The organism is Pseudosulfitobacter pseudonitzschiae (genome assembly GCF_900129395.1).
Classification (GTDB): Bacteria; Pseudomonadota; Alphaproteobacteria; order Rhodobacterales; family Rhodobacteraceae; genus Pseudosulfitobacter; species Pseudosulfitobacter pseudonitzschiae.
Window position 1 is genome coordinate 197,121 of the sequence record NZ_FQVP01000006.1, and the last position, 15,714, is coordinate 212,834.

13 protein-coding genes are annotated in these 15,714 nt (G+C 61.7%); all 13 read right to left on the reverse strand.

Annotated features, from left to right (window positions below; genetic code table 11):
- Window positions 1–235: 235 nt before the first annotated feature.
- The 13 genes from BUC08_RS18285 to BUC08_RS18345 all read right to left on the reverse strand — a co-directional run bounded on the left by BUC08_RS18285 (window position 236) and on the right by BUC08_RS18345 (window position 15,675).
- Complete coding sequence (locus BUC08_RS18285; protein WP_037927453.1) at window positions 236–1,540, reverse strand: TRAP transporter large permease; 1,305 nt, start codon at window positions 1,538–1,540, stop codon at window positions 236–238.
- Between the two features lie 3 nt (window positions 1,541–1,543).
- Complete coding sequence (locus BUC08_RS18290) at window positions 1,544–2,053, reverse strand: TRAP transporter small permease (RefSeq protein ID WP_073194342.1); 510 nt, start codon at window positions 2,051–2,053, stop codon at window positions 1,544–1,546.
- A gap of 69 nt (window positions 2,054–2,122) precedes the next feature.
- Window positions 2,123–3,106, reverse strand: a complete 984-nt coding sequence (locus tag BUC08_RS18295; protein WP_037927450.1) for a TRAP transporter substrate-binding protein — start codon at window positions 3,104–3,106, stop codon at window positions 2,123–2,125.
- 159 nt (window positions 3,107–3,265) lie between these two features.
- On the reverse strand, window positions 3,266–3,676 hold the full coding sequence (locus tag BUC08_RS18300; RefSeq protein ID WP_037927448.1) for a hypothetical protein: 411 nt from the start codon (window positions 3,674–3,676) through the stop codon (window positions 3,266–3,268).
- Between the two features lie 4 nt (window positions 3,677–3,680).
- A complete protein-coding gene (locus BUC08_RS18305) occupies window positions 3,681–5,390 on the reverse strand; it encodes a hydantoinase B/oxoprolinase family protein (protein ID WP_037927445.1) in 1,710 nt (569 codons plus the stop codon).
- Window positions 5,391–5,392: 2 nt separating this feature from the next.
- Complete coding sequence (locus tag BUC08_RS18310; RefSeq protein ID WP_051694465.1) at window positions 5,393–7,501, reverse strand: hydantoinase/oxoprolinase family protein; 2,109 nt, start codon at window positions 7,499–7,501, stop codon at window positions 5,393–5,395.
- A gap of 143 nt (window positions 7,502–7,644) precedes the next feature.
- Window positions 7,645–8,547 carry a LysR family transcriptional regulator gene (locus tag BUC08_RS18315; RefSeq protein WP_037927442.1) on the reverse strand — a complete coding sequence of 301 codons (903 nt, stop codon included), beginning with the start codon at window positions 8,545–8,547 and terminating at the stop codon, window positions 7,645–7,647.
- A gap of 141 nt (window positions 8,548–8,688) precedes the next feature.
- Window positions 8,689–9,735 (reverse strand): c-type cytochrome, encoded by a 1,047-nt coding sequence (locus tag BUC08_RS18320; RefSeq protein WP_037927439.1) that lies wholly within the window; start codon window positions 9,733–9,735, stop codon window positions 8,689–8,691.
- Window positions 9,732–10,310, reverse strand: a complete 579-nt coding sequence (locus tag BUC08_RS18325; RefSeq protein ID WP_037927436.1) for a cytochrome c oxidase assembly protein — start codon at window positions 10,308–10,310, stop codon at window positions 9,732–9,734. The genes BUC08_RS18320 and BUC08_RS18325 overlap by 4 nt, the downstream gene beginning before the upstream one ends.
- Window positions 10,307–10,702, reverse strand: coding sequence for a hypothetical protein (locus tag BUC08_RS18330; protein WP_037927433.1), 396 nt, complete (start codon window positions 10,700–10,702; stop codon window positions 10,307–10,309). Before BUC08_RS18330 ends, BUC08_RS18325 begins: the two co-directional genes overlap by 4 nt.
- Complete coding sequence (ctaD, locus tag BUC08_RS18335; RefSeq protein WP_037927431.1) at window positions 10,699–13,263, reverse strand: cytochrome c oxidase subunit I; 2,565 nt, start codon at window positions 13,261–13,263, stop codon at window positions 10,699–10,701. Before ctaD ends, BUC08_RS18330 begins: the two co-directional genes overlap by 4 nt.
- Window positions 13,260–14,261 (reverse strand): cytochrome c oxidase subunit II, encoded by a 1,002-nt coding sequence (locus BUC08_RS18340; RefSeq protein ID WP_143186778.1) that lies wholly within the window; start codon window positions 14,259–14,261, stop codon window positions 13,260–13,262. The genes ctaD and BUC08_RS18340 overlap by 4 nt, the downstream gene beginning before the upstream one ends.
- A 13-nt stretch (window positions 14,262–14,274) precedes the next feature.
- Window positions 14,275–15,675 carry an APC family permease gene (locus BUC08_RS18345; protein WP_051694463.1) on the reverse strand — a complete coding sequence of 467 codons (1,401 nt, stop codon included), beginning with the start codon at window positions 15,673–15,675 and terminating at the stop codon, window positions 14,275–14,277.
- Window positions 15,676–15,714 lie beyond the last annotated feature (39 nt).

The following is a 15,714-nucleotide window of genomic DNA, read 5'->3' on the forward strand; positions in this document are numbered from 1 at the left end:
TATGTGTCATTTCGGGGGGTAAAGGGCCTTGTTGCACAAAACCGGCAGCCGCCACGTCGACCTCGCACGTGACGGCGCACAGGGCCGACTTTTCCCGGCGCACGCTCTGGCAGGGCTGATGCAAGACGAAGATACTGCCTTCGGCCAACAGATCCTCGGTCCTCCGCCGAGCGAGCAGAAACCGGGCATACAGCCAGACCGCCCGGACGATTACGTCAGGCAGCAAACATGCCGTTCACCCGTACATCAAGCTTGGCAGGAAGGTCACGATGGAGGGGAACAGGTAGATCAGGACGATGGCCAGCAACAGCAGGGCCAGGAAAGGAAATGTCGCTTTGGCGACCTCGCCGATGCCGCGCCCTGTCATGGATTTCAGCACGATCAGGTTAAAGCCAACGGGCGGCGTGATCTGCGCGCATTCGATGACGATCACGGCGTATATGCCGAACCATATCGGATCGATGCCCGCGGCCTCGATCATCGGCAGCACCACGGCGCTTGACAGAACCAGTATCGAGATTCCTTCCAGGAAACATCCCAGGATCAGGAAGAACACCGTCAGGACCAGGATCAGCGCACCCGGGCTAAGCGCCATGTTCTGCACCCATTCGGCCGCGGCACGGGGGATGTTCGCAAAGCCGACCGCAATCGACAATACGGCGGCACAGGCAATGATAAAGGCGATCATGCAAGAGATGCGGGTCGCTGCAAGAAGGCTGTCGACAAACATCTTGCGATTGAGCGTTCCGTTCAGCATCGCCAGAGCCAGCGCCCCGAAAATCCCGATGGTCGCCGCTTCGGTCGGGGTGGCCAGTCCCCCATAAATCGACCCGACAATCGCGAAGATCAGGGCAACCACGGGCAACAGATCCCGAGACGCACGAATTTTGTTGGCAAAGCTCATCTTCTCGGGAAGGTCGCCGCGCTTGTCGGGATTCAACAGGGACCAGACGACGATGTACGACGAGAAAAGCACGATCAACATGAGACCCGGCAAAATCCCCGCGATGAAAAGACGCGCAACCGATTGTTGGGCCACAACACCGTAGACGATCATGATGATCGACGGGGGGATCAGCAGACCAAAGGTCCCGGAACCCGCGAGCGATCCTATCATCATTTTGCTGTCATAGTTCCGCGCCTTGAGTTCAGGAATGCTCATGCGGCCGACCGTTGCCGCAGTGACAGCAGAGGACCCGGACACTGCCGCCATGACGCCGCAACCGATGACATTGATATGCATCAATCCACCGGGCAGCCAGGCGACCCATGGCGAAAGGCCCCGGAACAAGTTGGATGAAAGGCCGGACCGCATCAGGATCTCGCCCATCCAGACGAAAAGCGGAAGCGCAGTCAGCGCCCAGTTCCAGCTTGCGTCCCACATCGTCGAGGCCATGATCGATCCGGCATCGAGAGGCACGAAGAACACGAATGTTATCAATCCAGCGGCCATCAGGGAGAGCGCGATCCAAATCCCGGATGTCAGCAACAACAGCAAGCTGACAGCGAGAACCAGGGTTGCGAGGAGGATCGGGTCCATTGACTATTCCGCCGTGCTGTCTGTGTTGATTTCATAGGCGCCACGACGCCCGGTCAGAACGACCGCGAACTGCTCCAGTATCGATAGCAACATGACGATCAGTCCAAAGGATACAGCCGATTGCGGTATCCAGAGTGGCACCGCCATCAATCCGGGGCTGAGATCGCCGAACGTGTAGGTCTGAATGGTAAATGCCGTCATATGCCAAGAGGCATAGCCGACGATAAGGATCGCCGCAGCGCAGGCCCAGATCTCGATCGCCAGACGCAACCGTTCCGGCGCGAATTGCGACACAAGTTCGATCCGCACGTGCCCCCCGTTTACAAAGGTGTAGGCCAGGGCGAGAAAGGTGGAAGCGGCGAGGAAAAAGCCGGAAAGTTCGGTCGTATCAATCGGGATGCCAAGCTGTCGCGCGCTGATCTGGGCAAGTGTCGCAACCGCAATACCGGCAAGAAACACCCCCGCAAGATACCCGCAAATGGTTCCGAGTTGCCTGATCGACTTTCGTAGCATTTTGTCGCTCCTCGTTATGCTTTGGCCCGTGGCGCAAGGACAGCGCCACGGGCCAAAGTCAACCTGTCGTCAGTTCTTTGCTGCCAGGTAGTTGTTCAGAACCTCGACCTCTTCCGGCGAAGCGGATGCGCTCCACTCTTCGACCATTGCCTTGCCGATCTCCTCGAGTTTGGCTTGCAGTTCCGGCGAGGCGTCAGTGACCACCATGCCGGCATCGATCAGTTCCTGCCGCTTGGTTTCGGTCGCTTCCTTGCTCAGCTCCCACGCGCGTTCGGTCGCCCGTTCGCCTGCGGCAATGATGGCCTCCTGCAGCTCTGGCGAAAGCGCGCTCAGCGCACGCTCACTGATGATGATCGCGTTCTTGTTGTGCATCGAACCCGTGTAGGTAAAGTTCGAAACATAGTCCCACGCCTGAATATCCGTGCCGGTCTGACCAGAGGTAAACAAAGCCTCGATCAGGCCCGTGGAAAATGCCTGTGGCACTTCGGCAAAGGGCAGGATGGTGGCCTGGAACCCCAGCAGTTCGCCCATGCGCTGTGTCGCGGGCGAATAAATCCGCAGCTTCACGCCTTCGAACTGGCTGCCGTCGGTTACGTCGAACTTTGTATAGAACCCCTGACCCGGCCAGGGCGCATAAGAGATGACCTGCATGCCCGCATCACCAAAGACCTTATCAAACCAAGGCTTTTGCGCTTCCATCAGTTTCCAGGCATCATCGTAGTTCCCGGCGACATTGGGCAAGCTGTCCAGCGTGAACATCGGGCTTTCGTTGCCATAGACGCCAAAGCGGATTTCGCCCAACTGAATTTGTCCCGCCTGAACCGCGCGGCGGATCGCGTCCAGCTTGATCAGCTCACCGTTCGAGCGCAGGTCAATCTTCAGCTCGCCATCACTGGCGGCTTCGACTTCTTCGATAAAGGTTCGGATGTTTTGTGTGAAGAAACTGTCGTCAGGATAGCCGGACGCCATCACCCAAGTGGTTTCCGCTGTCGCAATATTTCCGAATGTCACTGCGGCGACCACCGCAGCCCCCAGGGTCTTGAGATAGTTCATAAATAGTCCTCCAAGTTGAGGGCCCGTTCTGCTTTGCAGACTCCTTGCCCAGTTTTGTACCGACCGCGTGATGCATCCAGTGCTGCGGTTCTTCGGTCTTTTGGTGCCCGGACGAATGCCATCAGTTCAAGGATTGCTGATGACACTAGAACGGGCAAGTTATTCATGCCGAGTTTCGACAAATTCGGACGTTACGGGTTTCGAATGCCCTGAGTTGTGCAATAAAAGACGCGGCCCGGAACATGACCTTGATGCGCGTTTGTTCGGATGCGGTGACAGGTCATTGGCGTTGCCAGAAACGGCGGCAATGGGGCCGGATTTCAGCACCCGCGAAAGGGTGTCGGAATCGGCGGCGACGTGGGTATCGTTTGAACCGGTCGAACCGGCGCGGTCCGGGCTGAGAAGGCTGAAGCCGTCCTTGGGACCGCGTTCCAAGTCGATCGTCAGCCGGTTTTTGCATGCAGGAGCCACGACCTTATCAGCCAAGGTGCCGGCAAGGTTGGCCCAGTAACCAACCTGCCTGTCTCCGGCGCATCGGGCAGCGGTGAATGTTTTGACCTCTAGCTGCATCGGATCAAACGATTTCTCCTTTGCTGACGGTGTCCTGCACGGCCTTGATCTCGGTTTCACTCAGACCGTAGTCGCGCATCGCGGAGTCCGCAGAGATATAGCCGCGCGCCAGATCGGTCCGGACCAATGCCTTGTCGCGTGCTTTCGGGTCGCCGTAGCCAGCGCCGCCGGGGAAGGCCATGACCACCTTGCGTCCGTGCGGCACGAATTGCTTGCCCTTTACCCGCATCGGCGTGCCGTCGTCCTGCGCGATGGTGGTGGGCGCGCCGTCCAGGCCGCCCCGACTTCCACGCGCCGGATGCGCGCCACGGTCGAACATCGCCTGGATGTCAAACTCGTGCCCCTCCATCGCGCCGACCTCCATGTACTGGCCCAGGCCGCCGCGCGTGCGGCCCGCCCCACCGCTGTCGGGACGCAATTCCTTGCGCCAGATAATCACCGGACCCGCGTGTTCCGTGGCCTCGATGGGCATGGTCATCACGCCCGACGGAAATGCCGTTGCGTTCAGCCCGTCGAACTCGGGCCGCGCGCCAGAGCCGCCGGAATTGAAGGTCAACACCTCGGAGCGGCGCGCATGGGCCGGAGCGGGCGCATCGCGGCGCGGGCGCAGCGAAACCTGGAAATTGCAAAGACACCCCGCCCCTTCAGCGGGAACAACGCCCGGTACAATCTTGTCGAACGCGTTGAACACCGCGTCCGGCACGAAATGCCCGATGATGTGACGCAATGCGACAGGCGCAGGATGCAAGGCATTGACGATGGTGTTTTCCGGCGCGGCGATTTCGAACGGCGCAAGCGACGCGTGATTGTTCGGTATCTCGGGCGCGATGGCGACCTTCAGTGCATAGCAGGCATAGGCCTTGGTATAGACCAGCGGGCAGTTGATGCCCTTCTTGTCAAGGGCGCTGGTCCCCGCGAAATCCGAAACGATCCGGTCCTCGTGAACGGTGACCTTTACCTTCAGCGTGATCGGCACATCGAACCCGTCAACGGTCATCTCGCCCTCGGCCGACATCTGCGGAAGCGCGGCGATTTTTTCCAGCGTGGCACGGCGGGAATTTTCCAGGATGAACTCTGCAACCTCGTCCAGATCGGACAAATTGAATTCCGTCATCATCTCGATCAAACGGCGATGGCCAATCTCGTTGCAGGTCGCGAGGGCATACATGTCGCCAATCAACTGGTCCGGTTCGCGCACGTTCCCGCGCACGATGCGGATCAGGGTTTCGTCGACCTCTCCGCGCTCTGCGAACTTCATGATCGGGATATAGAGCCCTTCTTCGTAAACGCTGGCGGCATCGGCCCCAAAACCGCGCCCGCCAATGTCCACGATATGCGCGGTGCAGGCGAAAAAGCCGACCAGCACGCCGTTGTGAAACGACGGTGTGACCATGGTTATATCGTGCAGGTGGCCTGTGCCCTCCCACGGATCATTGGTGATGTAGACATCGCCTTCGAACATATTCTGACGCCCGATGCGGCGGATGAAATGCGCCACCGCGTCAGCCATGGCATTGACGTGACCGGGCGTGCCGGTCACGGCCTGCGCCAGCATCCGGCCTTGGGTGTCATAGACACCGGCGGACAAATCACCCGCTTCGCGCACCGATGTGGAAAACGCGGTGCGCACAAGCGCTTGCGCCTGTTCCTCGACCACCGACACCAGCCGGTTCCACATGACCTGGAAAGAGACTCTGGACTGTCTGGTTTCCATTTTCAGGCTCCTTTCCGGGCGGTCGTGGCGTTGGCGACCCCGGTGACAATATCGATACATCCGTCGGGCTGCCTGATCGCGAAGCGGCTGGACGGGATGATGATCGTGGTTTCGTCCTCCGTCATCGCGGCCGGACCTTGAACAAAGTGCCCGTCCGCCAGATCGGCGCGTTCGACCACGTTGGCTTTTGCGAAACTGCCCGCAGCCGCGTCAAACACGTCGCGGGTGCCTTGCGTCTTGGCCGCGGCTTTCGCGTCTGTGACGGTCACGCGGGCAACATCTTCGGGCGGTGTCGTGGCGTTGACCGACCAGACTGTGATCTCGACGTCCATACCTGCGACGGTGCGCCCGAAAAGCTTGGTGTATTCCTCCTCGAACCGTGCAAGGAAAGTGTCCGCGTCAGGGGCCATGGCCTGCGGTTCGGTCAATGTGATGGGGATTTCCCAGCCCTGACCGGAATAGCGCATATAGACCTTGAACTCTGCCAGGATCGGGCTGACTTCATCACAGGTCCGCACGAACCCGGTGGCTTCGTCCCGCAGTTCACCCAGCAGTTCGCGGATCAGTGCGTCGTCAAAATCGCTCAGCCGCATGTAGACCGAGCGGTTGGCCTCGAAGCTGAAGGGCGCGCGCAGAAAGCCGATGGCAGATCCGACCCCCGCACCCGGCGGCACGATCAGGCGTTCAACGCCCAGCTTTTCGCACAAGCGCCCCGCATGCAGCGGTGCCGCGCCGCCAAAGGCAATCATCGTGTATTCGGACAGATCCTCACCGTTCTCAACCGCATGAACACGGGCCGCGTTGGCCATGTTCTCGTCCACCATCTCTGCCACTCCAAAGGCGGCCTCGACGGCGTCCATCTCCAGCGTCTTGCCGATATGGGCATCCAGCGCATCGCGCGATTGCGCGGCATGCAGCTGGATCGAGCCACCCGCAAAATTATCCGGGTCCAGCTTGCCCAACATCAGGTCGGCATCGGTGACCGCCGGGCGGGCGCCACCGCGTCCGTAACAGGCAGGCCCCGGCTCGGACCCTGCGCTTTCTGGTCCGACGCGAATTTGCCGCATGCTGTCCACATGGGCCAGTGATCCGCCGCCGGCGCCGATTTCGACCATATCGATCACGGGGATCGAAATCGGCATGCCGGACCCCTTCTTGAACCGGTAGGTCCGCGCAACCTCGAACACGCGGCTGGTTTTCGGCGTCTGGTCCTTGATCAGGCAAATCTTGGCCGTGGTGCCGCCCATGTCAAAGCTGAGCACCTTGTCCAGTCCATAGCGCGCCGCGATATGCGCCGCAAAAACCGCGCCGCCAGCGGGGCCGCTTTCGACAAGCCGCACCGGGAAATCGGCCGCGTTCTGGATCGAGATGATGCCACCGCCGGAGTGCATCAGGAAAATGCGGCAATCCACGCCCTCGTCGCGCAGCCTGCTTTCGAGACGCCCCAGATAAGAGGCCATCAGCGGCTTGATATAAGCGTTGGCCACGACCGTGTTGAAGCGTTCGTATTCGCGCATCTGCGGAGAAACCTCGGAAGAGATCGACACCGCAACGTCGGGCAGGCGTTCTGACAGAACCTCGCGGATCATGCGTTCGTGGGCGGGGTTCAGGTAGGAATGGATAAGGCCCACGGCCACGCTTTCGAAACCGGCCTTGGCGATTTGATCGACAACCGCCTCGACCGCCTCCCGCGCCAGCGGGATCATGATCTCGCCACGCGCATTCACCCGTTCCGGCAGGGTAAAGCGCATCTGGCGGGGCAAAAGAGGTTCGGGAAGTACCAGGTTCAGGTCATATTGTTCGAACCGGCTTTCGGTGCGCATTTCGATCACGTCGCGAAACCCCTGGGTCGTGATCAGCGCGGTTTTTGCACCACGCCGCTCAATCAGCGCGTTGGTCGCCAGTGTGGTGCCATGGATGATCTGACCGATGTCGCCCGGCGATATGCCGGCTTTCTCGCAGACCTGCTTCATGCCGTCGATGATGGCATTCTCGGGGGCTGCATATGTGGTCAGAACCTTTGTCGAAAACTGTCCGCTGTCGGTTTCCAGCACAATGTCGGTGAATGTACCGCCAATATCGACGCCAAGTCTGTTTTGTGCTGATTTCATCTCGGTTCTCTTTGGCTTGCAGGACAGAACAAAGCCCGACCGCGTTGGGCCAGGTGGGCGCATAAGCCCAAGGTCAGCCTACACGCCGAGATGATCAGGTCTAATTGTTAATTTTTCTAAGGGTGATAGATTTTATTAATCTATCAATTTCCGGAATTTGCGATCTCGGCGGCGAACCCTGCGGCGACTTCGACAAACCGGGGGACACGCTTGGGATTGAAGCGCGCATAGAATTCCAGCGGACTCGGGAGCCATTCGATATCGATCTGGACAAGGCTTCGGGATTGCAATTGATCGCGCACCAGAGCCGCAGGCAAAAGTGCAAAGCCCATCCCGTCGACCGTCATCTGGACACTGGAGGCAAGGCTGCTTGAATAGACAACCTGGTTCATCGCAAGCCTTTTCGCCTCGGCGTATCGTGCCAGTTCTTTCGAGGCCACCGTGTTCCTTCCATGGGTCAGGACCGGCCCTTTCAAAAGATTGACCATCGATCGGTTGGTTCCGTTGGCCTGGGCCAGGGCAGGCGCGGCAACCCAGATGTATGGGTAGGTTCGCAGGTGTATTGTTCTGCCCGCTTCACGGTCGAATGATCCCGTCTGCAAGGCCAGGTCAATCTGGCCTGTCGCAAGCTTTTTCTCAATCTCGCCGGTCAGGCCAACTTCAAGCTCGACGCTGACCGACGGATAGACTTCCCTGAACCGCCGCAGAAACCTGTGCAGCCAGGTACAGGCAATCAGTTCGGTGACGCCCAGGCGCAGACGGTCATCGACAAGATCCTGCCGTTCCGCTGCCTCCAGAAAAGCCTCGGCGTTCCACAGGATCTGGTGGGCAATCGCCAACAACGCTTCGCCCTTTTCCGTTTGCCTGACAGAGCCTGCGTCGCGGTGCAGAAGGATGACGCCCAGGGTCTCTTCCAGCGTCGAAATCCGGTTTGAAATGTTTGGCTGCGTGGTTCCGAGCACGGATGCCGCTTTGCGAAACGACCCCAAGTCAACGACGCCGACAAAGGCTTCGAGTTGTTTGAGGGTTATCTGACTTTTGATCATATTCTAAATATAAGTCATCTTTTTTGATCCTCGGTCAAGCGTGCTTTGTTGATAGGGACAGCGGCGCATATGCCGAACCCGGCCAGCCGTTTTGCCGCATCTTGCGGCTTGGGAACGCCTGAGGCCACCACGCCGGGGCGGTCACTGCGTGTCGGCGGCGGGATCCAGGCCCGCGAACCACTCAGCCAGCGCCGTGATCTCGGCGTCGCTCAGGTCTTGGGCGGCCTTGGTCATCAGGTTGGCGCGCACCCCGCCGCCGCGATGGCCGTCGCGCCACAGCTTCAGCTGGCTTTCCAGATAGGCGCGGCTTTGCCCCGCCAACACTGGCGCAATCGGCGCGTCCGCTGCCCGTCCGGGGCCATGGCATTGCGTGCACGCAGGGACGGCGTCGGTGCCGCGCATGGCCAGCTGCGCGCCCGCGTGATCGGTTTGTGGCGTGGCGGCGGCTGGGTCGCTGACCGGCTGTGCCGCGCCATACCGTCCCGCGATACGGTCGATCTGCCCGTTGGTCAGCCGCGCTGCCGCCTCTTGCATGATACCGCTGGGGCGTGTTCCGTCGCGGTACTGGATCAACGCCTGCGTGATCTGGTCAGCTGTCAGAATGTCCAGTCGCGGCACATAGCTGTTGGTGCTTTTGCCGCCCTCGCCATGACAGGCCGAGCACCGGGCCGCCCCCGACCCGTCCCCGGTCAACGCGGTCTGGTCCTGCGCCGTCATATCCGGCACCGCGTTCAGATAGGCGACAACCGACCAGATCTCGTCGCCGCGTCCGTCTGCCGGCCAATGGGGCATTCCGCTCATCTTTACACCCTGTTCCACGATCCAGAACATGTGCTGCGGCTCCCATTTTGCCGCCGCCTCGGAGATGTGGGGCGGCGGCGGGTTCATCGCCTGTGCCGTGGCGCTGCGCGGCTGACCGGGCACCGAATGGCAAAAGGCACAAGCCCCCTGGAAATGCAGCGCGCCCAGCTGGACGCGGTCGGCGTGGTTGAGGTCGTCGGGAACCTCACTGGCGTCCGGCGCACGCAGGCGCACCGATTGTTTGAACGTGGTGTGCAGGACCCATTCGACACCGGGCAAATGCCCCTGCCGTGCCGACACGTTGTACAAGCCAAAGCCCACGACCGCAGCGGCGGCGATCACGCCACAGACCGCCAATGCCGCCAAAGTCTGAAAAACCCGTTTCATGCCAACTCCCTCTTGTCATCCAATGCCCGCGCCACCAGCGCCAGCCCCGCCACCAGATAGACCGGCGTCCCGATGCCCAGCATCAAAAGCCCGCCCAGTTGCTGCGCATCCAGATCCGGCGCCCGTCCGCAGATCTCCGCATACAGATCGCGCGGCGCCAGTATGATCAGCGCCCCCAGCAAGGTCATATGCATCGAGGTCAGCAACAGTCCCCCTGCCCCAGCCAACGGTTGTTCGGCGCGCAGGGCACCGGCCCAGACCAGCAGACCGGCAATGGCGAAACTGCCCTGCTCGAACACCAGCCCCACGCCACCACCGTCGGCCCAGCCGTGCAGCCCCGGCAGGTGCCACCCCCAGACGACCACAAACTCGACCGCCGCCCCGACCAGCGGCGACAGGGCAAAGGGGCGCGTGGCGTTGGGAAAGCCCAGGACCAGCAGCGGTGTGACGATGGCCACCAGCCCCATGTGCCGCAGCATGTGATGCGGAAAATCGGCCCCTGCCCAGCCCCCCAACGGCAGCACCCACAGCACGGCCAGAACCAGCAGGCCTGCGTATCCCAGCAAGGGCCTCACCGGCAGGTGCCGATCAGCAGCGCAGGCAGGGCGACATAGCTGACCCCGATGAACGAAATCACTGCCAAAAGAAACGCAGCATGGCCCAGAAACTGGTGGCGATCCTCGCCGGTGCCCTGATCGTTTTCCCAATCCCGGTCGCGCACCAGGTCCCACTGTTGCCAGGCCTGCCAGCCCAGCCACACAATCGCGACAAGCGCCACGCCCGTGCCGATCCCGATGCCCAGCCGCAAACCGTCCACCGCGCCGTCCTTGGCACAGACCAAGGCCGTCGCACCGTAACATGCTGCGAAATGCACTGCCCAGATCAGCGGGGCAAAGGTGATCCGCCACAGGCTGACCGCCTCGGAGCGGAATTCGTGGGCATCCTCGTTCTCTGTGATCTCGGTCATGGCAACCACCCCGGCACCAGCCCCAGCAGCGCGGCCGTGACCAGCACTTTCAGCGCCATGAAATGCCAGTACAGCGTGACATTGCGCAGGTCCGCATCATGGCGCGGCGTGACCTTGCCAAAGAGGCTGCCCGCCAGGCAATAGCATTGCATGACGATCCCCGCGCACAGGTGCACCACCAACCAGACCATCAGCGCCCACAGGATCGCGGGGTAAACATGCGACACCGGGTCCAGATCGCGCACCGCAAGCCACGCGGTCGCGGCCGCAGCCGCCGCACTCAGCGGAGCCAGCCCCAGTGCCAGCCGCGCCAGCATCACGTTGCCGCGCCGGTTGACTTCGCGGGCCAGCAGGGTCGCGGCCCAGGCCAGCACCCCCAACAGCGCCGCTGCCGCAACCCACGTGCCGATGGCATGGTCGGTACCGGCGGGCAGAAAATCGGGGCGGGCCGTCCAGTAAAAGAAGAACCCAAACACGATACTGGCAAAGGCGGTCGCGTCGCCCAGCATGGTGATCCACATGCCCCACCAGCCCACGGCATCCGGTCCAGACGTATAGGTCGGCAGGCGCAGGCCCAATCCCGCCTCGCGCATTTCATCCCTGGGCGGGCGGGCGGTGCTGGTCCACAACCAGTAGAGCACACAGACAATGGCAAATGCGCCGCAGACAATCGCGGGCTTGTAGATGTGGAACGTCGGAAAGATGAACGCACCCCCGGTAAAGATCGCAGCCCAGATCGTGATCCACGCAGGGCCGGTGACGCGTTGCACATAGATCGGCTTGGCATCGATCACCGAGGTGACGACCGTCTCGCGCTGGTGGTCCGGCGCGTCGGGCAGGTAATAGCGACCCGCGTCCATACGTTCGACCAGTTTTGGCTGGTCCCACAGCGGATAGCGCGACGTGATATAGGGCACCGACCGCACGCCCCAGGCTTCTTCGGGAACGTCGTGGGAAAATTCCAAAGTACCGGCGTCCCACGGGTTGCGCGGAATTTGCCCCTGCCGCGATTTGGGCCGCAGCAGGTCATAGACGAATACGGCAAAGCCTGCGGCCACGACAAAGGCCCCGATCGTCGAAACCAGGTTCAGCGTCCCCCAGCCCGAACTTTCGGGATAGGTGAACACGCGCCGTGGCATCCCCATCAGACCGGTCAGGTGCATCGGCAGGAAGGTCACGTTGAAACCGGTGAAGATCAGCCAGAAAGACCAGCGGCCCAGCCGTTCCGACAACAGCTTTTTCGCGAAGAACGGGTAGAAGTAATAGACCCCCGCGATCACCGGAAACACCATGCCACCAAACAGTGTATAGTGAAGGTGTGCGACGACGAAATAGGTGTCATGTGCCGCCCAGTTGAACGGCACGATGGCCAGCATCACCCCCGTCAGCCCGCCCGCCACAAAGATCGCAAGCGCCCCGGCAATCCACAGCATCGGCAGGCTCATCCTGACCCGTCCGACCATCAGCGTGGCGATAAAGGCAAACAGCTGGATACCCGTGGGGATCACCACCGCCTCGGAAGCTGCGGAAAAGAAAGCCAAAGACATCTGCGGCAGCCCTGTGGTGAACATATGGTGCACCCACAGCCCAAAGCTGAGGAACCCGGTGCCCACCGCCGACAGCACGATCCACGAATAGCCCACGATCGGCCGCCGCGCGACGGTCGGCACGATCATCGCAGCGATGGCGATGGAGGGCAGAAAGACGATGTAGACTTCGGGGTGCCCGAAGATCCAGAACAGGTGTTGCCACAGGATCGGATCGCCCCCGCGTTCGGGGTCAAAGAACGGCCAGTCGAACGAGCGTTGCAATTCGAACAGGAAATCGCCCGCGATCAGCGGCGGAAAGGCAAACAGGATCATCCCGCCCACGACCATCACATACCACGCATACAGCGGCATGATGTTCACGCGCATCCCCGGCGGGCGGCATTTCAAAGCGCCCACGATCAACTCGACCGCGGCGGCGATGCTGGCAACCTCGATGAATGACAGACCCAGCAGCCAGATGTCGGGGCCGACGCCTTCCTCTTCGGTGGCCAGCGGCGGATACATGAACCACCCCGCCTTTGGCCCGGCGTCGAACAGCAGCGAGCCCAGGACGAAACAGCCGCCGATCAGGAAACACCAGTAGCCATAGGCCGAGAGCCGTGGAAACGGCATGTCGCGTGCACCAAGGAAAGCAGGCAGCAACAGGATGCTGATCGCCTCGAACATCGGGACGGCGAACAGGAACATCATCGCCGAGCCGTGCATGGTAAAGAACTGGTTGAACCGGTCCGCATCCAGGAAGGTCATGCCGGGAAAGGCCAGTTGCACCCGCATCGCCAGGGCCAGAAGCCCCGCAAGCAACATAAAGCCGAAGGCGGTCAGCGCGTACCAGACGCCCACCTCGGTGTTGTTCACCGCCGAGAAATAGCGCCACCCTTCCGGCGTTTTCCACGCGGCGCGCAGTTCTGCCTTGCCGCGCTCCTGTTCCTCGGGCGGCACTGGCGCGTTCAGCATTTCCTCGGTCGGGGGATAGGGCCCTTCGGCCACGGGCAGCGGGGCGGGGCGTGTCATTGCAACCCTCCCAGATAGGCGGCAAGCGCCGTCAGGTCGTCGGGCGACAGGTGGTCATAGCTGGGCATGGCAACCTCGGGTTTGAGGGTCTCGGTGTGGGCGATCCAGTTGGCAAAATCGGGCGGCGTGACGCCAAGGATACCGGCCCCCAACGACACGCGGCTGCCCATGTGGGTCAGGTCCGGTCCCACCTGTCCCACGGCCTGCGTGCCGCGCACCGTGTGGCAGCTGCCGCAGCCTTCGCGGGCAAAAACCTGCGCGCCGCGCGTGGCCTCCTGGGTCTGGGGCGGCGTGGCGTCGCGTGCTTCGGCGGCCAGCCATGCCTCGAAATCCTCCGGCTCCATCACCACGGTTTCAAAGGCCATCAGCGCATGGGACGCGCCGCAGAATTCGGCGCATTGGCCGCGATAGGTGCCCGCACTTTCGGGCAGGAACGACAGATAGGTCTCGCGGCCCGGGATCATGTCGGCCTTGCCGCCAAGGGCTGGCACCCAAAACGCATGGATCACCCGGTGCGCGTTCAGGACCAGCCCGGTGCGCTGCCCCACGGGCAGGCGCAATTCATTGGCCGATGTCACACGGCTGCCATCGGGCAACTCGTATTCCACCCGCCACCACCATTGTTCGGCGGTGATGTGCACGCGCATCCCCTCGCCCGCTTCACGCGGGGCCTGCATCAGCGGCAGGCTGTACACCAGCAACCCGCCCAGCAACACGACGGGAAACAACACGCCCCCGCCGACGATCAGCCCCTCGGCCAGTCCGCGCGACATCTCGCGCGGGTTGATCCGTGTCACATAGACAAACAGCCCACCCACCAGCAGCCACAGCACCAGCGCGCCGACAAACATCACCAGTGCCAGATCATACAGCAACAGGGCATCGCGCCCCGACGGATTCAGCACCGATTGCCGCCCTTCTCCGCAGGCCGGCAACAGAAGGACGCCGGCCAAAGCGACCAGCGTCCGCAACACAGTGCGCAACCTAGAACGGGTCAAGAATACACCCGCGTCATTGGGCCAGCTTGCTCATATCATCCCCTCCGGGTGTCTCGTCATTTGATCTCATGTAAGCGACGGTCGCCCCCCACAGCACCACGCCGATTGCCAGCAGAATGCCCGCAATCAGATACTGCACCGGGTCGCGCCCCGTCCAAGGTCCGACAAAAAACGCACAACTCACCGCGCCAAGATAGGGCAGCCCCAGCGGTGCGGTGAAATGGTCGTGGTCCACCTTGTCACTGCGCAGCACCAGCACCGCCACATTGACCACGGCAAACACCGCCAGCAACAACAGCGCAGTGGTCCCGCCCAGATCGGGCACCGCCCCGACAAAGGTGATCAGCCCCGCCGCCAGGGCCGTGGTGAACAGGATGGCGACCCAGGGCGTTTGACGGTTCGGCAACACGTGACCCAGGACGCTGGGCAACACCTTTTCCTCGGCCATCCCATACAGCAACCGCGACGCCATCAGCATGTTGATCAGGGCGGAGTTGGCCACCGCGCACATGGTGATCACCCCGAATACGCCCAACGGGAACCACGGCGCGCCCGCCTCGACGACCTTCAGCAGGGGCGTGGCGCCTTCGCTCAGGTCATCCGCGTCGACCAATGCAATCGCGGTCACCGATACCAACAGGTAGATCACCCCGGTTATCAGCAGGCCGGTCAGCAGCACCTTGGGAAAGATGCGCGACGGGTTCTTGGATTCCTCGGCCATGTTGACCGAATCCTCGAACCCGACCATCGCGAAAAACGCCAGTGTTGTGGCGGCGATCACCGGCCAGAACAGGCCTTTGTCAGCCTCTCCACCGCTGAAATCAAAGGCACGGCCAAAATCGCCCTGCCCGCCGGCCAGCGCCCAGGCGCCGATCAGGATGATGATGATCAGACCGGTCAGTTCGATACAGGTGAAGACGACGTTCATCTTCACGCTTTCGCCCACACCGCGCAGGTTGACGGCAGCGATCAGCGCCATAAAGGCCAGGCTGATCACCGTCACACCAAACGCCCCCTCGCCAAAGCCGGCCGTCTGGGCAAAGTTTTCGGCAAAGGCCCGCGAGGCGGTAGAGGCCGACGTGATGCCGGACGACATCACCGCAAAGGCCACCAGAAAGGTCAGAAAATGCAGGCCGAACGCCTTGTGTGTATACAGCGCAGCACCCGCGGCACGGGGGTATTTGGTCACCAGCTCCAGATAGCTGCACGCGGTTATCGTCGCCAGGACAAAGGCAACGAGGAAGGGCAGCCAGACCACGCCGCCGACCTCTCCGGCCACCTTGCCCGTCAGGGCGTAGATGCCCGTTCCCAACACATCGCCCACGATGAAAAGCAACAGCAACCCCGGGCCCATGACCCGCTTGAGCTTTGTATCGCCATCCTTCTGTGATGGGTCTGAGCCTGTGTCCGACATATCCCTCTCCGATGCAGGACAAGAAACCCTCCGCCGAAT